18 protein-coding genes are annotated in these 15,270 nt (G+C 66.8%); 5 read left to right on the top strand and 13 right to left on the bottom strand.

From position 1 onward, the window contains the following. From C6I20_RS08085 to C6I20_RS08095, 3 genes are read right to left on the bottom strand one after another with little or no spacing between them, the layout of a single operon-like run. Positions 1-465 carry a TA system VapC family ribonuclease toxin gene (locus tag C6I20_RS08085; protein ID WP_371682665.1) on the bottom strand — a complete coding sequence of 155 codons (465 nt, stop codon included), beginning with the start codon at positions 463-465 and terminating at the stop codon, positions 1-3. Continuing rightward, positions 419-658 (bottom strand): CopG family transcriptional regulator, encoded by a 240-nt coding sequence (locus C6I20_RS08090; protein WP_118395490.1) that lies wholly within the window; start codon positions 656-658, stop codon positions 419-421. Before C6I20_RS08090 ends, C6I20_RS08085 begins: the two co-directional genes overlap by 47 nt. A gap of 58 nt (positions 659-716) precedes the next feature. Then, positions 717-1,373, bottom strand: a complete 657-nt coding sequence (locus C6I20_RS08095) for a hypothetical protein (RefSeq protein WP_162891223.1) — start codon at positions 1,371-1,373, stop codon at positions 717-719. A 164-nt stretch (positions 1,374-1,537) separates the two neighbouring features. On the opposite strand from C6I20_RS08095, the gene C6I20_RS08100 reads away from it, so the two are divergent. After that, the gene (locus C6I20_RS08100; protein ID WP_118395492.1) at positions 1,538-2,104 is read left to right on the top strand and encodes a hypothetical protein; all 567 of its coding nucleotides are present in this window, start codon (positions 1,538-1,540) and stop codon (positions 2,102-2,104) included. A 3-nt stretch (positions 2,105-2,107) separates the two neighbouring features. Here C6I20_RS08100 and C6I20_RS08105 read toward each other — a convergent pair whose 3' ends face one another. Together C6I20_RS08105 and C6I20_RS08110 are read right to left on the bottom strand one after the other, a co-directional pair. After that, complete coding sequence (locus tag C6I20_RS08105) at positions 2,108-3,040, bottom strand: NADP-dependent oxidoreductase (protein WP_118395493.1); 933 nt, start codon at positions 3,038-3,040, stop codon at positions 2,108-2,110. Continuing rightward, entirely contained in the window at positions 3,037-3,402 is a 366-nt protein-coding gene (locus tag C6I20_RS08110; RefSeq protein ID WP_118395494.1) for a hypothetical protein, read from the bottom strand. Before C6I20_RS08110 ends, C6I20_RS08105 begins: the two co-directional genes overlap by 4 nt. A gap of 77 nt (positions 3,403-3,479) precedes the next feature. On the opposite strand from C6I20_RS08110, the gene C6I20_RS08115 reads away from it, so the two are divergent. After that, on the top strand, positions 3,480-3,986 hold the full coding sequence (locus C6I20_RS08115; protein WP_216823033.1) for an HD domain-containing protein: 507 nt from the start codon (positions 3,480-3,482) through the stop codon (positions 3,984-3,986). Between the two features lie 326 nt (positions 3,987-4,312). On the opposite strand, the gene C6I20_RS08120 is transcribed toward C6I20_RS08115, so the two are convergent. From C6I20_RS08120 to C6I20_RS08135, 4 genes are all read right to left on the bottom strand, one after another. Then, positions 4,313-7,189 carry a vitamin B12-dependent ribonucleotide reductase gene (locus C6I20_RS08120; RefSeq protein WP_118395496.1) on the bottom strand — a complete coding sequence of 959 codons (2,877 nt, stop codon included), beginning with the start codon at positions 7,187-7,189 and terminating at the stop codon, positions 4,313-4,315. 112 nt (positions 7,190-7,301) lie between these two features. Next, a complete protein-coding gene (gene nrdR / locus C6I20_RS08125) occupies positions 7,302-7,802 on the bottom strand; it encodes a transcriptional regulator NrdR (RefSeq protein WP_118395497.1) in 501 nt (166 codons plus the stop codon). A gap of 345 nt (positions 7,803-8,147) precedes the next feature. Continuing rightward, positions 8,148-9,005 carry a hypothetical protein gene (locus C6I20_RS08130; RefSeq protein ID WP_118395498.1) on the bottom strand — a complete coding sequence of 286 codons (858 nt, stop codon included), beginning with the start codon at positions 9,003-9,005 and terminating at the stop codon, positions 8,148-8,150. 76 nt (positions 9,006-9,081) lie between these two features. Further along, positions 9,082-9,342: a GlsB/YeaQ/YmgE family stress response membrane protein gene (locus C6I20_RS08135; RefSeq protein WP_118395499.1), complete on the bottom strand. Its 261-nt coding sequence runs from the start codon at positions 9,340-9,342 to the stop codon at positions 9,082-9,084. A 142-nt stretch (positions 9,343-9,484) separates the two neighbouring features. On the opposite strand from C6I20_RS08135, the gene C6I20_RS08140 reads away from it, so the two are divergent. From C6I20_RS08140 to C6I20_RS08150, 3 genes are all read left to right on the top strand, one after another. Continuing rightward, the gene (locus tag C6I20_RS08140; protein ID WP_118395500.1) at positions 9,485-10,057 is read left to right on the top strand and encodes a Dps family protein; all 573 of its coding nucleotides are present in this window, start codon (positions 9,485-9,487) and stop codon (positions 10,055-10,057) included. A 191-nt stretch (positions 10,058-10,248) separates the two neighbouring features. After that, the gene (locus C6I20_RS08145) at positions 10,249-10,602 is read left to right on the top strand and encodes a YciI family protein (protein ID WP_118395501.1); all 354 of its coding nucleotides are present in this window, start codon (positions 10,249-10,251) and stop codon (positions 10,600-10,602) included. A gap of 4 nt (positions 10,603-10,606) precedes the next feature. Further along, complete coding sequence (locus C6I20_RS08150) at positions 10,607-11,821, top strand: RNA polymerase sigma factor (RefSeq protein ID WP_118395502.1); 1,215 nt, start codon at positions 10,607-10,609, stop codon at positions 11,819-11,821. Positions 11,822-11,940: 119 nt separating this feature from the next. On the opposite strand, the gene C6I20_RS08155 is transcribed toward C6I20_RS08150, so the two are convergent. The 4 genes from C6I20_RS08155 to C6I20_RS08170 form a co-directional block, all read right to left on the bottom strand. Next, a complete protein-coding gene (locus C6I20_RS08155; protein WP_118395503.1) occupies positions 11,941-12,492 on the bottom strand; it encodes a hypothetical protein in 552 nt (183 codons plus the stop codon). A gap of 3 nt (positions 12,493-12,495) precedes the next feature. Next, the gene (locus C6I20_RS08160; RefSeq protein ID WP_118395504.1) at positions 12,496-14,247 is read right to left on the bottom strand and encodes a right-handed parallel beta-helix repeat-containing protein; all 1,752 of its coding nucleotides are present in this window, start codon (positions 14,245-14,247) and stop codon (positions 12,496-12,498) included. A gap of 112 nt (positions 14,248-14,359) precedes the next feature. After that, positions 14,360-14,587: a hypothetical protein gene (locus C6I20_RS08165; protein WP_118395505.1), complete on the bottom strand. Its 228-nt coding sequence runs from the start codon at positions 14,585-14,587 to the stop codon at positions 14,360-14,362. Next, entirely contained in the window at positions 14,584-15,261 is a 678-nt protein-coding gene (locus C6I20_RS08170) for a type 1 glutamine amidotransferase (protein WP_162891224.1), read from the bottom strand. The genes C6I20_RS08165 and C6I20_RS08170 overlap by 4 nt, the downstream gene beginning before the upstream one ends. Positions 15,262-15,270 lie beyond the last annotated feature (9 nt).

The following is a 15,270-nucleotide window of genomic DNA, read 5'->3' on the forward strand; positions in this document are numbered from 1 at the left end:
TCAGATCGCGACCGGGTTGACCCAGCGCAATTCGCTGAAACGAGCAAAGTCTGTGTCGGCCGAGGCCAGCGGAACACTGTGCTCGATCGCATACGCGGCCAGGTGTGCATCCGGAACGAGATTGCTGTGGATCTGGTACTTGTCGACCAGCGCGGAGAAGATCTCGACGTGGTGCGGTGTCGTGGCAGGTATCCACGCGACCGGCGACGCGAGCCACGACTGCACGATTGCCCAGGCCTGCTGGCCAGAGATGGGGAAGCGGGACATGCGTGGGCTCGTCGTGAGTCTCATGAAAGCCAATAGCGAAGGCCACGGCAGACCAACCCGGACTTCACCGTTGAGCTGATCCTCCAACCATTGCCTGGCTGGCTCATGTGCGCTCGCCGAGGTGTTGGCTGCGTAGATCAAGATGTTCGCGTCAACGATCATCGTTCGCCTCCGCCAGCTCCAGCGCTTCGGCCACATTGGACACGTCTGTCATCTGGCCCAGATCTACCGTCGGCTGCACGAAGGCAGGCCGTTCGACGTCGGCACCCACCACCGAGGCACCGGCCCGAGCGAGCCGATTCACTGCCTCGCTGAAGCCCAGTTGCTCCAGGGCTCTCAGCCTTTCCACCACCGCGATGACATCGTCATCGAAATTCACCGTGCTCCTCATCTCCTGAGTGTACGTCGCGATGCGGGTCTCAACGCATCTTGATGCGCCGCTGTTGTTGCTACCAACTCGGTCGGTCATACTCGCGTCCCCACTCGGGCTCCATCCACACGGTCGTCGGCACAGGGTTGAGTCGCGCAGCAACCGCCGCGTCGAAGGACTCCTGTCGGCCATCCGTGACGTCTTCGAGAAGCCGGTCGACGAGATGCTCAACCAGGTCGAGCGTGACCGTGCAGGTGGTGTAGCCGCTCCTGTTCGCCACGGGCTCAGATCGGTCGTAGCGGTTGGCGCTGCCAAGCGCCTTGTCGATCGCCTCGAAGTCCGCGCGGCGCAGGCATCCATGCGCTCGTGCTTGGAGCCGCAGGAATGTCATCAGGTAGCGAACTGCAGCGCGGTGTGTCCGTCGTTGGGCGCCCGGCGGGGAAAGCCACGGCTCCCCCACGAACGCCGGCAGTACCCGGATGAATGAACTCAGTCCGAGTGAGCGCAGCAGAGCATCGGCACCCAGGGTCGCCCGTTGCTGGGCGAGGTACGCGGCCAGTTCTGCGCCCAGCCAAGGCGCGACGTCAACCTCGGCAAGGAACACGGTCAGGTCGTCTGCGACCTGCACATAACGTCTCCGCGTCTCGTGCGACCGGGCCTCGCCCTGGTCGACGATGAATTGCCGCATACCGACCGTCAGGTCGTCCTTGCGCGGTGCCGTCGCTTCCGGTTCCATGAGCACCCTCTCCTCGTTGATGCTCAACGCTGGCACGCGGCTGTCCCGACGGGCACCAGCACATTCAGGGCTGTGGATGAGGCGCGCTCTGCCGCGTGCTGTTGACGACGACAGCAAGCAGACCGCCTCTGTCGTGCGGGTCGCGGGCTGACAGACTCGACGTCATGGACTGGGACACGCTGGGCAACGCGCTGGACGAGATCAGCGGCACGCCGGACCGGGCCCCGCGGCTCGATGCGTACCGCGAGCTCCTGGCCGACCTCTCCCCCGGCGACGAGGGCTGGGCCGAGGTGCAGATGTGCCTGGCCGACGACCTGTTGACCGACGGGCACGTCGACGACGCGCGCACGGCGTACCAACTGGCGCTGGAGGACGGCGGGCGCACGGTTCTCGCGCCGGAGACCGGCCTGCTGGTGGTGGCCCTGACCGAGGGCGACAGCGCGCAAGTCGACGAGCTGCTCGCGTTGCTCCTGACCCGCAGCCGCGCCGAGGGACTCGTGGTCGGCGACTACGCGTGGATCGGTGAGTCGCTCGAGGAGTCGGGTCGCCTGCGTGCCGCCCTGCGCTGGTTCACGATCCCGCTGCGGGACATCCAGCCCGGTGACATCGACCTCATGCCCATCGTGTGCCTCACCGGGCGCTGGCGGGTGCGGCGGGCGCTCGACCTGCCTGTCGACGCGTACGACGAGGCATACGACGTGTGGCACGAGGTCGACGCCGCCGCACCCTGAAGGTCAGTCGACCGTGATGACGATCTTGCCGCGGGTGTGTCCCTGCTGGCTCAGCTCCCACGCCTGACGCGTGTCGGCAAGGGCGAAGGTCGCGGCGATCTCGACCGTGAGGGTGCCGTCGTCAAAGAGACCGGCGAGCTCCTCGAGGTCGTGGAAGTCCGGGCTGACGAAGACGTACTGCCCGCCCATCTCCTTGACGCCCGGATCGATGACCGACGCGATCCGGCCAGCTGACGTCTCGGACAGCAGGTACGGGCTGACGGCGAGGTCTGCGCCGTTGAAGTCAAGCACCGCGGTCACCCCCTCGGGGATCGCTGACCGGACCCGGTCGACCAGGCCCTCGCCGTAGACGAACGGCTCGGCGCCGAGGCCGCGCAGGTAGTCGTGGTTGGCCTCCGAGGCTGTGCCCAGCACCCGTGCGCCCAGTGACGCGGCGATCTGCACCGCGAACGAGCCGACGCCGCCGGACGCGCCGTGGATCAGCACAGTGTCGGAGGGGCCGATGTCGAGGGCGTGCACGACGGTCTGGAACGCCGTCAGGCCCGCCAGTGGGATCGCGGCGGCCTCGGCAAAGCTCGCATTGCGCGGCTTCCGTGCCAGCGTGCGGATTGGCGCCGAGACCTTCTCGGCATACGTGCCGCCGTGCACAGCGTCCTTGCGGACGTAGCCGAAGACCTCGTCCCCGGGCTCGAGCGTCGTGACAGCGGGCCCCACCTGCTCGACGACTCCCGCGACGTCCCAGCCCGGCGTGACCGGGAAGAACGTGTCGAGTGCGCCATCCATGCCGCCGGTGGCGAGCTTCCAGTCGACCGGGTTGACCGAGCTCGCCCTGACCGCGACCTTGACCCAGTCGGGGCCGATCTTGGGCTCGTCGACATCGGTGAGCTCCAGGATGCCGACGCTGTCGCCGTACGAGCTGTAGGTGATGGCCTTCATGCGTTGTCCTCGCGCTGGACGAAGGGCTGCTCGTCGGTGTCGGTGTCGGCGAGCTCGTCAATGGTCTCCTCGACGTCCGGCCCGGAGCTGTAGACGACCTCATCGTTGTCGACCTGGCCCTCGCCCATCGGCGGAGCCTCGGCCCCTCCGTGGGTGGACGCGCTGAAACGATCGGTGGTCTCGCGCACGAGGTCCTCCGTCTTGGCGGTCGCCTGCTGCACGCGCGGGTCCTGCTTGACCTGCGTCGCGGCGTTGCGAATCTGCTCGTACCGCTCACGGCCCGCCTTGGCGCCCAAAATGTAGCCGCCACCGAAGGCAGCGAGGATGGTCAGCTTCTTGATCGGGTGACTGAAGATACGCATACCTTCAAACGTACCCACGCCGCCTGAACGCAACCGCCACCTCCGCCCCAACCCATCCCATCCCTTACCGTGGCGGCATGGCCAACTCTTCTGGACTCAGCTTGATGGATGCGAACCAGATCGCGCGGCGAGCACATGCAGGGCAGGTCGACAAGCTCGGCGTCGACTACATCCATCATGTGGAAGCAGTGGCTGACGGCCTCGCGGCGTTCGATCTGGACCTGCAGATCGCCGGCATGCTGCACGATGTCGTCGAAGATTCCGACATCACGTTGGACGACTTGCGGAGCGCTGGTGTTTCGGAACGAACATTGCGCGCAATCGAGTTGGTCTCGCGCAACCTGCATCCCGAGCTCGACTATCTCCAAGGCATCGAACGCGTCTGTGAGTCCTACGATGCGACGCTCGTGAAGATCTCCGACAACGCACACAACTCATTGCCCGCGCGGATCGAAGCTCTCGGCGGGCCACCTCATCCGAGGTACGCCGCAGCCCGAAGCCTGCTCTACACCGCCGTGCGGCGAGAGGATGTCGAACTCATCCTGCGCCGAGCCAATCCCGCGCTGATGGCAGAGTTGACCTGACCCAGGACACCCCCTAGCAACAATGCCGGGGTAGGAGCTCGCGGCGACACCCGTGGTGATCGCGGCACCCATGCCCCACTGCTGGAGATGGCGGTGCCCGCGGCCCAGAAGTCCGACATACTTCCCGGATTTGGGATCACCCGCGGCCCGGACTGTCGGCGTGACCTTCGACGATCTGCTCGAACGACTCGCTGCACCATTGGAGCGGGTCATCCGGCAATGACAACAGCTGGCCCAGATACGGAAAGGGACGAAGCCAATCGGCTCCGTCCCTTTCCTTCCCGTTCAGCAGGCTGAATCGAGTCTCACCAGTGTGAGTCCAACCATCAGCTGCAGCCGCTGGTGCTGCCGCATCCTTCGCAGACGTGGCAGGAGCCGGCGGGACGCATCTTGGTGCCACAGGTCATGCACAGCGGGGAGTCGACCGCGGATCCGGTGAAGGACTCCAGCAGCTCGGCGCTCGTGTGGGCGCCAGCCGGGGCGGGCTTGGCCGTCTCGGCCTGGACCTCGGCTGCTGCCTTGGTCGTCTCGACAGGTGCGACGAGCGCAAGCTCGTCGACCGGGGTGTCGATCAGCTCGGCGGCAGTGGAGCCGTCCTTGACCGGCTGGTGGGAGCCCGTGTCGAGGTAACGCTGACGTTCGTCGGCCGAATGGATGCCCTGCGCCGAGCGCGTGTCGAAGTCCAGGTAGTCCAGGGCCAGACGACGGAACGTGTAGTCCATGATCGACTGGCTCATGCGGACGTCCGGGTCGTCAGTCAGACCGGCGGGCTCGAACTTCATGTTTGTGAACTTCGAGACGAAGGTCTCCAGCGGCACGCCGTACTGCAGCGAGATGCTGATCGCGATCGAGAAGGCGTCCATCATGCCGGCCAGGGTCGAGCCCTGCTTGCCGAGCTTGAGGAAGATCTCGCCGAGCGAGCCGTCCTCGTGGGCGCCCGAGGTCATGTAGCCCTCGGCTCCACCGACGGAGAACGACGTCGTGATGGCCTGGCGCGACTTCGGCAGGCGACGACGGATCGGCTTCTCGACGATGACTTCCTTGACCTCAACCTTCGTCGAGCCGGACTCCTTGGCGCCCTTGCCGTCCGAGAGCGGCTGGCCGACCTTGCAGTTGTCGCGGTAGACCGCGAGCGCCTTGAGGCCGAGCTTCCAACCCTGGAAGTAGACGTACTCGATCTCTTCGACCGTGGCCGACTCCGGCAGGTTGACGGTCTTGGAGATGGCACCGGACAGGAACGGCTGGCACGCGGCCATCATGTTGACGTGGCCCATCGGCGCGATCGAGCGCTGGCCCATCGCGGTGTCGAAGATCGAGTAGTGCTCGGTCTTGAGACCCGGCGCGTCGACGACGTGACCGTTCTCGGCGATGAACTCGACGATCGCCTCGATCGTCTCGCCCGTGTAGCCGAGCTTCTTGAGCGCCGCCGGGATCGTCTGGTTGACGATCTGCATCGAGCCGCCACCAACGAGCTTCTTGAACTTGACCAGCGAGAAGTCCGGCTCGATGCCGGTCGTGTCGCAGTCCATCATGAAGCCGATCGTGCCGGTCGGTGCGAGCACCGACGCCTGGCTGTTGCGCCACCCGTTGGTCTGACCGACCTCGAGGTTGAGCTTCCACTGCTTGGCGGCCTCACGGTGCACCGCGATGTCGATCGCGTGCAACGTGCGGATCTCGTCGTTGGCGGCCTGGTGCTTGCGCATGACGCGCTCGTGCGCCGAGGCGTTCTGGGCGAATACGTCGTACGGTCCGACGACCCCGGCGAGCTCGGCCGAGCGGCGGTAGGAGGTGCCGGTCATCAGCGAGGTGATCGAGCCGGCCAGCGCGCGGCCGCCATCGGAGTCGTACGCCAGGCCCGACGCCATCAGCAGCGCACCGAGGTTGGCGAAACCGATGCCGAGCTGGCGGTAGGCGCGAGTCGTGTCGCCGATCGCCTCGGTCGGGAAATCTGCGAAGCAGATCGAGATGTCCATCGCGGTGATGATGAACTCGGTCGCCTTGACGAACGTCTCGGTGTCGAACGAGCCGTCGTCCTTGAGGAACTTCAGCAGGTTGAGGCTCGCAAGGTTGCACGAGGAGTTGTCCAGGTGCATGTACTCCGAGCACGGGTTGGACGCCGTGATGCGGCCGGCCTCCGGTGAGGTGTGCCAGTCGTTGATCGTGCCGTCGTACTGGATGCCGGGGTCGGCGCACGCCCAGGCAGCCTGCGCGATGTCCTCCCACAGCTTCTTGGCGTCGACGGTCTCGATGATCTCGCCGTTGGTGCGAGCGCGGAGGCCGAACTCGCCGCCGTTCTCGACCGCCTGCATGAACTCGTCGTTGACGCGGATCGAGTTGTTGGCGTTCTGGTACTGCACCGAGGTGATGTCGGCGCCGCCGAGATCCATGTCATAGCCGGCGTCGCGGAGGACGCGAATCTTGTCCTCCTCCTTGGCCTTGGTCTCGACGAACTCCTGGATGTCGGGGTGGTCGACGTCCAGCACGACCATCTTGGCCGCGCGACGCGTGGCGCCGCCGGACTTGATCGTGCCGGCGGACGCGTCGGCGCCGCGCATGAACGAGACCGGGCCGGACGCCGTGCCGCCCGAGGAGCGCAGCAGCTCCTTGGACGAACGGATGCGGCTCAGGTTGAGGCCGGCGCCGGAGCCGCCCTTGAAGATCAGACCCTCTTCCTTGTACCAGTTGAGGATCGAGTCCATCGAGTCATCCACCGCGAGGATGAAGCAGGCGCTGACCTGCTGGGGGCTCGACGTGCCGACGTTGAACCACACCGGGCTGTTGAAGCTGAAGACCTGGTGCAGGAGCATGTGCGTGAGCTCGTGCTCGAAGATCGTGGCGTCGTCCTCGTTGACGAAGTAGCCGTGGTCGCGACCGGCCTGCGTGTACGTCAGGACGACACGGTCGAGCAGCTGGCGCAGGCTCTGCTCACGCTCGGTCGAGCCGACGGCGCCGCGGAAGTACTTGGTCGTGACGATCGTGGAGGCGTTGACGCTCCAGAAGTCAGGGAACTCGACGCCGCGCTGCTCGAAGACGTTCTCGCCGGTCTTCCAGTTGGTCTGGACGACGTCGCGACGCTCCCACGTGACGTTGTCGTACGGGTGCACTCCCTCGGTCGTGTAGACGCGCTGGATCTTCAGGCCTGCGCCCTTCTTGCCAGCCGTCTTGCGCGAGGACCCCGAGTGTCCGCTGACCGTTTCCGTCATGTGCGTGCTCCTTGTATATGTGTGCGCGTATAGGTGTTCGTGGTGATGCGTGGTGCGTCGTGCGTCGTGCGTCGAACTGGTGCCTTGGTGGCCCGGGGCGGTGCGGCCGGACTCAGGTCTGGTGGTGATCGGTGTGTCGCGCGGCCTGCTCGGCGAGCTCGCCATCGGCACCAGCAGCCATCAGGCTGGCGATCTCCTCGGCGAAGTCGTCAGCGGACTCGAACTGCTTGTAGACGCTCGCGAAGCGCAGATAGGCAACCTCGTCGAGGCTCTTGAGCGGTTCGAGGATCGCGAGGCCAACCTCGTGGGCCGGGACCTCTGCGCTGCCTGAGTCGCGCAGCGTGTCCTCGACCTGCTGGCCGAGTCGCGCCAGGTCGTCGTCGGAGACCGGCCGGCCCTTGCAGGCCTTGCGGACGCCGGAGATGGCCTTGTCGCGGATGAACGGCTCGGTGGTGCCGGACCGCTTGACCACGGTGAGCTGCATCTGCTCGATCGTGGTGAACCGCTTCTCGCAGGCGGAGCAGACCCGGCGACGGCGGATGGCTCCACCCTCGTCGGCGACGCGACTGTCCAGGACTCGGGTGTCGGTGTTCTTGCAGAACGGGCAGTGCATGACGGCTACTCCTCTCATACCGAAGCGGTTTTGACCCCGTTTTGGGGACAAAGGTGTGGAAACGATGTGGACAACCCCGGATTTCGGTGGGTAACCCCCGACATCCTGTGCAACTAGATGTGGACGAACAACATCGGTGTAACTACTAGATCTAGTGCCACTGTACGCCGGTGATCCGGCCCGTGCAACACAATTGCAGGAGGTCCGGACACTTTCTCCAGACGTCCGCATCTGCGCAGGTCAGAGCCAATGAGGACGCAGGAATCGCGGCGTGTCGGAACCCCACGAGCCCCACGCGTTGCATGAATCCGCGCCTTCCGCGGATGCCCCGGACAGCCGCGGGCACTAGGCGGCGGGCTGGTCCTCGGCCCACCGCAGGAACGCCACAGCGTGCCGCATGTCGGTGAATCCTGCGCCCAGCAGCTCGACAAGCAGGTCGTTGCTCCACACCGCCAACCGGCCGATCGTCCACGACGTGGGGTCCACCTTGGGCAGCTCGAGCCCGTAGACCGCGGCGAGGGTGGCCCGCTTGGTGTCATATGTCACGAGCGGCAGGAACCGCTCGGGCTGCACCACGGCGAGCACCTTGGTGAGCGCTGGCTCCCCCACACCGGGCATCGTGTTCGACCGGTGTCCCTCGACCAGATCGGTCAGCCGGTCCTCGACGGCGCCGGTACCGCGAATGAGGTGCGCGATCATCGCCCGGATCCGCCTCGCGCTCTCGAACTCCCCCAGCAGCAGCCAGGCCTTGTCGAGCTCGGTCGTGTCACCGAGCGCAGCCCCCGTCGGATCGGTCACGAACAGCTTGAGGTCGGAGATCACGGCCTTGTCGATGCCGGCCTCGGAGAACACCCAGGCAAACTTCGCCCAGTAGGACGCGACCTGCGCGTCGTCCGCCGGCGGCACCGTCGCGAGGAACTGCTGGGTCAGGTCGAAGGCCCGTCGCTCGGCCTCGGGCGTCACGTCCGCTGCAGTTGGGAATCGCTTCTGCACCACCACAGCCGGCACGACCGTCGGCTTCGACGGCTTGGCCGCGCTGCTCGCCCGCTTGCGCGGGGCGGGCTTCTTCTCCACGACCGGCGCTCCGTAGACGAAGGTGAAGTTGCAGTCGTCGCAGCGAGCCTCCTTCCGGCCGTCGGGCAGGGTGCTCACGAGGAACACATCGTCTTCGCGGACGCACAACGGACAGACGATCAAAGCCATGGGTCAAACGTATGCCCCGACCATGCACGGCCGCCCCTCCACCACGAGGTGAAGGGGCGGCCGGACGTGCTAGAGGTCAGGAGACCTTCTTGCGACCCGTCATCGCGTTGTACGCGATCAGGGCGACGATCGCGCCGATGATCGACCCGATGATGCCGGCCGCGCCGAGCTCCATGGGTCCGTCCGAGAACAGCGAGCCGAGCAGTCCGCCGACGAACGAGCCGACCATGCCGAGCACGATCGTGCCGATGATGCCGAAGTCGTCCTTGCCCGGCACGACGGCGCGAGCGATGAAGCCGGCAACCAGGCCGACGATGATGAATCCGATGATGCCCATGGGGTTCCTCCCTTGGAGACGTCGCCATCGCGGATGCGCCTGTGGGCGCGCGACAGCAGCCAATCACGCTATCGGGTCCGGCCCGGTTCGGCATCTCCAAGGATGGACGTGTGAACGGGACCCAGGTGGGTACCGAGGGGTCATGGCTACTTCAACTCCGCAATTCACGATTCCCGGACTGACGAACGCCGAGGGCGAGAAGCTCGCCGGCATCCTGCAGGCCCGGTTGAACGCTCTCAACGACCTTCACCTCACGCTCAAGCACGTGCACTGGAACGTCGTCGGACCCCACTTCATCGCCGTCCACGAGATGATCGACCCTCACGTCGACGAGGTCATCGCGATGGTCGACGAGACCGCTGAGCGCATCGCGACGCTCGGCGTCTCCCCGCTCGGCACTCCGGGCGCGATCGTCGACGGCCGTACGTGGGACGACTACTCGCTCGGTCGCGCCACGACCAACGAGCACCTCGGTGCTCTCGACGCGGTCTACATCAACCTGCTCGAGGACCACCGCAAGGCGCAGGCCGCCATCGCGGACCTCGACCCCGTCACCGAGGACATGATCATCGGCCAGTTGCGCCAGCTCGAGCTGTTCCACTGGTTCGTCCGTGCACACCTGGAGAGCACGGGCGGGCAGTTGTCCACCGATGGCGCCACCTCCGAGCAGGCTGCTGCCAAGGACGCGCACGACGCGGCCGACCTCACCGACTGACTCTCTCCCTCAGCCCGGAGCCCCGACCCACGCGCTGAGTCGGGGCTCCGTCATGTCCGGTGCGCGGCGCCGATCTGCTGCACCCATACCGATGCACCGCAGCACGCACCGGTGTCGATAAAGCGCAGCGCCGTTCGTCTAGGTGGTGAGAGGCTGGCATCAGGCCGGCCGCGCAGCCAGGAGGCACCACCATGACGAACTACCTGCTGAATGTCATCGAGCCCGTGATGGGGCCGGGCGAGACACCCCCTCCGGAGTTCCTCGAGCCGATCATGCGTGAGGTCAACGCGGTGGCCGAGCAGATCCAGGCCGCAGGCGAATGGATCTTCGCCGGCGGCCTGTTCGGTCCCGAGGCCACGACCGTCGTCCGGCACCTCGACGGCGAGGCACTCATGACCGACGGGCCGTACGTCGAGGGCAAGGAGCACATCGGCGGGTTCACGGTCGTGGACTCGCCCGATCTGGATGCCGCACTGGCGTGGGCCGAGCTCTACTCAAAGGCGACCGGCGGCCTGCCGATCGAAGTGCGGCCGTTCAGGCGTTGACTGCATGAGTCCGGAGACCGACATCGCGCACGTGTTCCGCCTGGAGCACGATCGCGCGGTGGCGGTCCTGGCGCGGGCCTTCGGCGATCTGGACATCGCCGAGGACGCAGTCCAGGAGGCATTCACCGTGGCCGTGGAACGTTGGCCCCGCGAGGGCACGCCGCCCAGTCCTGCGGGCTGGATCATCACGACGGCCCGCAACCGGGCGATCGACCGCCTCCGCCGCGAGTCCGCCCGCGACGACAAGCACGCCCAGGCCGCCCTGCTCTTGGAGCGGGACCCACCACCGCAGGAGAGCCCGGTGTCCGACGACCGGCTGCGGCTGATCTTCACCTGCTGTCACCCCGCGCTCGCCCCGACCGCCAGGGTCGCTCTGACGCTACGGCTGCTGGGTGGACTGACGACCTCCGAGATCGCGCGGGCCTTCCTCGTGCCGGAGTCGACCATGGCGCAGCGCCTCGTCCGCGCGAAGGCCAAGATCCGGGCCGCCGGAATCCCCTACCGGATACCGCACGACGCCGACCTGCCCGACCGGCTGCGCGGGGTGCTCTCGGTCCTCTACTTGGTGTTCAACGAGGGGTACACCGCCACCGCGGGAGACGAGCTGGTGCGGGAGGACCTGTGCGCGGAGGCGATCCGACTCACCCGGCTCGTGGTCGAGCTAATGCCGAACGAGTCCGAGGCCGCCGGCCTGCTTGCCCTGATGCTGCTCAACCACTCCCGCAGTTCTGCGCGCACCGCCAGGGGCGCGCTGGTGTTGCTGGCCGACCAGGACCGGTCACGGTGGAACCGCGAGCTGATCGACGAGGGCCAGGAACTCGTACGCCGATGCATCCGACGCGGGGAGCCCGGGCCCTACCAGCTGCAGGCCGCCATCGCCGCGGTGCACAGCGAGGCGCCGACCACCGTCGGGACCGACTGGGCGCAGATCGTCCGGCTCTACGATCACCTGCTGCAGATCGCGCCGAGCCCGGTCGCTGCCCTCAACCGCGCGGTGGCGGTCGCCGAGCTCGACGGGCCGGCGGCGGGGCTGCTCCTGATCGACGATCTGGCGCTGCAGAACTTCGGCCTGTTCCACGCGATCCGCGCCGACATGTTGCGCCGCGCGGGTCGCACCACCGAGGCCGCCGCGGCGTACGAGCACGCGCTGGAGCTGACCGACAACGTTGCCGAACGGACCTTCATGCACGGCCGGTTGGCCGGGCTCGGTCCCCGCTGAGCCTGACGTTTCTGTTGCAACACGCCGGTCTGCCCCCGCAGAAACGTCAGGCTCAGCGGGGAGGTGGGGTGTGGCTACGCCGCTGGATCGGCGAGACGCCGCTTCCGGCCCATCGGTCGTCAGCCAGGCGGACGGGACGAGGCCGACGAGCGCGGGCAGAATGCCTCCCGCGCGGACCCCGTGTGGATCTCTTCCGGCAGCACGACCGTGACGTCCTTGTCGACGACTCCGAGCCGCGATGTACGCAGCCGGACCTCGGAGGCGAAGCTGCCGGCGCGGGCGGAGAGTCGCTCGCACGCTGACATCAGCACCGACAGACGCACGACCGCGCTGTCGCCGGCGCCGATCGTGAAGTGCGAGTCATCTCGCTCGTCGACCAATCGCTTGTACGTGAACAGCGTCGCCTTGGTCGACATCGGCGCCAGCCCGTCGATCGTCATCGGCAGCGCCCCGTCGTTGGCGAGGGTGAACGTGTAGACGAGCGTCCCCCGATCGACGTAGCGGACCTGGCGTACGGTCCGGTCACCGATGTTGAACACCGCCGACGCCGAGGTGCCCTCGACGCCGGTCGGCCCTTCGGCGGTCAGCGGCGAGGTCAACGCGGCGTACGTGGGCACCGCTCCCAGCAGCAGCACCATGGCGATGAGCCCTGCGACGAGGATCCTGCGCACGGGTCAGCCCTTCGGCGGTCCGAACAGGCCACCGAGCAGGCCTTCCACCCGCGTGTTGGTGGGTTTGGTCGGGCTGTCGAACCAGTTGCACAGGGGCGGGTGGCGCCAGATCGGGTCGGCCCGGTCGTACTGGCTGCAAGTCAAGAAGCCGGCATCCTTGACCACCAGGCCCGGGAGCAGGCCTGATCCGCCGCCGGCGCACGCGCCGGGATCGATCAGGAAGTTGTTGGTGGGCTTGCCGCGGGAGGACGTGTTGTTCTCCCAGCAGTTGCCGATGCCCTGGTCGTCCCACCAGTGGTCCATGCCGTTGTGCGCGACCGTGCCGTCCGGCTTGATGCCCATGACGTTCTTGAACACCTGGTTGCCGTGCGACGTGTCGAACAGCTTGCCGGGGTCGAACTCGTCACGCAACGGGGCGGGCACCCAGAACTGCATCGTCCCGAACCGCCAGTTGTCGTAGATGTGGTTGTTGTCGGTCAGGTTGTAGTTGCCGCCAGCGATCAGCGTGCCGGTCCCGACCGGCGTCGGGACCACAGGACAGACCGTCCCGTTGATGTAGCCGCGATCCTTCATCGGCTTGGCGCAGATGCCGGTGTCGACGAACCTGGTGTAGAAGTTCTCGTTGTTCCTGAACACCTCGTTGTTCGACCAGCGCGCGTGGTCCTGTGGCAGACCCGGGTGGCCCGGGAAGAGCGAGTCCGTCGCGATGCCGGTGGCGTTGTCGTAGAACTGGTTGTGGTGGGCGTAGACCGAGTTGCCGGCGGTGCCGGAGTAGCCCAGCGTGTTGTGGTGGCTCTTGCTGTTGCGGATCTCGACGGCATACCGCTTGACCGCGGTCGTCTTGCTGTCGGCGTTGAGGTCCGAGGCCGAGCCGGGGTAGATGCCGGAGTCGCCGTTGAAGTAGGCGTCGACGTCCTGGATCAGTCCGTGATCGCTCGCGAAGGCGAGGATGCCGTACTCGTCGTTGCCGCGGGCCACGATCTTGTCGACCACGAAGCCATCGGTCTCCAGCACGTACACCGAGTTGAACTCAGCCTGCTGGATCGTGAAGTTGCGCAGGTAGATGCCGCTGACCCGGTCGGCGCGGATGCCGTTGAGCTTGCTGAACTTGTTGTCGATCACGACGTCCTTGGGCGTGCGGCCGGTGCCGACGATCTGGGTGCCGCACATCGCGTTGTTGCAATGGATCGAGTCGTCCTGGGGCGTGGAGTCGCCGAGCAGCGCGATCAGGTTGAGGTTGTGCGGGCAGCGGTACTGGTCGGGGTAGGACAGCGCGATGGGGCCGTCGCCGTACTCCGGCGGCTGCTCGCCGGTCAGGCTGCCGATGTACTGACCGACACCCAACGGGTCCTTGGATGCGGTCTTGATCGTGGCGCAGTAGCCCGTGGGCTTGCTGTTGGCGTACTTCGTCTCGTAGTACGTGCCGGGGAGGACGTAGATCGAGGTGTTGGACTTCTTGATCGCGTTGACTGCGTCCTGGATCGAGGAGTACCCGCAGGTCTTCAACAGCTTCTGGTTGCGGGTCTTGAGCGAGCCCTGGGGCATCGCGGCGATGAGCTTCTTGCTCGACGGTGTGCACACCACCTTGTTGCGGGCGTTGGTCAGACCCAGGTAGGCCGGCACCTTGCCCTTGCCGTCGGGGAACCCCGCGGCCCGTTCCTCGTGGGCCGAGGCCGGAGCGGCGAGCAGCGCACCACCGATGACCGTAGACAGCACCAGCGCGAGTGAGGCAAGGAATGTGTGGACCGTACGCATGTGGACCTCCGGAGACGTTGCACAGTGAAACGACCCGGTGTGACTCAGGTTACGCTCAGGTAACCAACAGCGTCGGCAATAATTCCCTGCCGCCCCGGCAGCAGCCGACGGCTCAGCGTCCGCGGGGGCGTGGCTTCGGGCCCGTGCGGCGCTCCCCCGGCGCCTTGTAGGTGCCGCCGGCGACCCGGGCCATCAGCAGCTGGGCGTCGCCCTTCTCGGCCTCGCGGACGAACTGGTGCGCCTGCGGGCCGCTCAGCACCGCGGCCTCGGTGCCGTGGTGCGAGATCACGACCTCCTTGCCACGGACGGTCCACTCGTAGCCGCTGGGCCGGCCCTTCATGCGACACCCAGGTAGGTCAGCGCATGGTCGGTCAGGGTGTGCGCGAGGTTGCGGCTCGCCGCGGCGTGAGCATGGGCCTGGCGGATCAGGTCCTTGGTGTCGACGCCCGGAGCGCCGTAGTAGCCCTCGTGGACCCACCGCTCGTACGTCGCGGCGGTGACCTCGGGGTGGAACTGCCACGCGATGGACCGGGCACCGAGCGAGTCGTCGATGAAGCACTGCGGACCGCGCCACGACGTGCCGATCACCTGTGCGGTGGGCGGGGGTGCGAACACGTCGCTGTGCATCTGCGCCCACGGACCCTCGGGGCACAGCACGGTGTCGACGGTGTCGACCCGCTGCCAACCCAGCTCGGGCACGTCCGCTCGCCAGGAGGTGCCCCCAAGCGCCCGAGCCATCAGCTGGGCGCCGTAGCAGATGCCCATCACGGGGGTGCCGACCTGCAGCGCGGTGCGGACGAAGGTCGACTCGGCCTCGACGACGGACTTCCACTTCGGCTCGTGCGCCGACCTGTCGGATCCGAGCAGGAAGACCAGGTCGGTCTGGCCGATGCTCGCGTACGACGGGAGGTCGTCACGGTCGAGCGCGACGAGCTCGGCGCCGCGCTGCAGCAGCCGCTCGTGGAAGTGCCCACCGTCCTTGTCAGCCTGGTCGGCAATCACATGAATCCGCATGTGCCCATT

This window comes from Aeromicrobium sp. A1-2 (genome assembly GCF_003443875.1).
In the GTDB taxonomy this organism is placed as follows: Bacteria; Actinomycetota; Actinomycetes; order Propionibacteriales; family Nocardioidaceae; genus Aeromicrobium.

Coding starts and splice junctions, on each gene's coding strand:
- C6I20_RS08085 (WP_371682665.1), bottom strand. CDS start 465: ATGTGGCCGAAGCGCTGGAGCTGGCGGAGGCGAACGATGATCGTTGAC.
- C6I20_RS08090 (WP_118395490.1), bottom strand. CDS start 658: ATGAGGAGCACGGTGAATTTCGATGACGATGTCATCGCGGTGGTGGAA.
- C6I20_RS08095 (WP_162891223.1), bottom strand. CDS start 1,373: ATGGAACCGGAAGCGACGGCACCGCGCAAGGACGACCTGACGGTCGGT.
- C6I20_RS08100 (WP_118395492.1), top strand. CDS start 1,538: ATGGACTGGGACACGCTGGGCAACGCGCTGGACGAGATCAGCGGCACG.
- C6I20_RS08105 (WP_118395493.1), bottom strand. CDS start 3,040: ATGAAGGCCATCACCTACAGCTCGTACGGCGACAGCGTCGGCATCCTG.
- C6I20_RS08110 (WP_118395494.1), bottom strand. CDS start 3,402: ATGCGTATCTTCAGTCACCCGATCAAGAAGCTGACCATCCTCGCTGCC.
- C6I20_RS08115 (WP_216823033.1), top strand. CDS start 3,480: ATGGCCAACTCTTCTGGACTCAGCTTGATGGATGCGAACCAGATCGCG.
- C6I20_RS08120 (WP_118395496.1), bottom strand. CDS start 7,189: ATGACGGAAACGGTCAGCGGACACTCGGGGTCCTCGCGCAAGACGGCT.
- nrdR (WP_118395497.1), bottom strand. CDS start 7,802: ATGCACTGCCCGTTCTGCAAGAACACCGACACCCGAGTCCTGGACAGT.
- C6I20_RS08130 (WP_118395498.1), bottom strand. CDS start 9,005: ATGGCTTTGATCGTCTGTCCGTTGTGCGTCCGCGAAGACGATGTGTTC.
- C6I20_RS08135 (WP_118395499.1), bottom strand. CDS start 9,342: ATGGGCATCATCGGATTCATCATCGTCGGCCTGGTTGCCGGCTTCATC.
- C6I20_RS08140 (WP_118395500.1), top strand. CDS start 9,485: ATGGCTACTTCAACTCCGCAATTCACGATTCCCGGACTGACGAACGCC.
- C6I20_RS08145 (WP_118395501.1), top strand. CDS start 10,249: ATGACGAACTACCTGCTGAATGTCATCGAGCCCGTGATGGGGCCGGGC.
- C6I20_RS08150 (WP_118395502.1), top strand. CDS start 10,607: ATGAGTCCGGAGACCGACATCGCGCACGTGTTCCGCCTGGAGCACGAT.
- C6I20_RS08160 (WP_118395504.1), bottom strand. CDS start 14,247: ATGCGTACGGTCCACACATTCCTTGCCTCACTCGCGCTGGTGCTGTCT.
- C6I20_RS08165 (WP_118395505.1), bottom strand. CDS start 14,587: ATGAAGGGCCGGCCCAGCGGCTACGAGTGGACCGTCCGTGGCAAGGAG.
- C6I20_RS08170 (WP_162891224.1), bottom strand. CDS start 15,261: ATGCGGATTCATGTGATTGCCGACCAGGCTGACAAGGACGGTGGGCAC.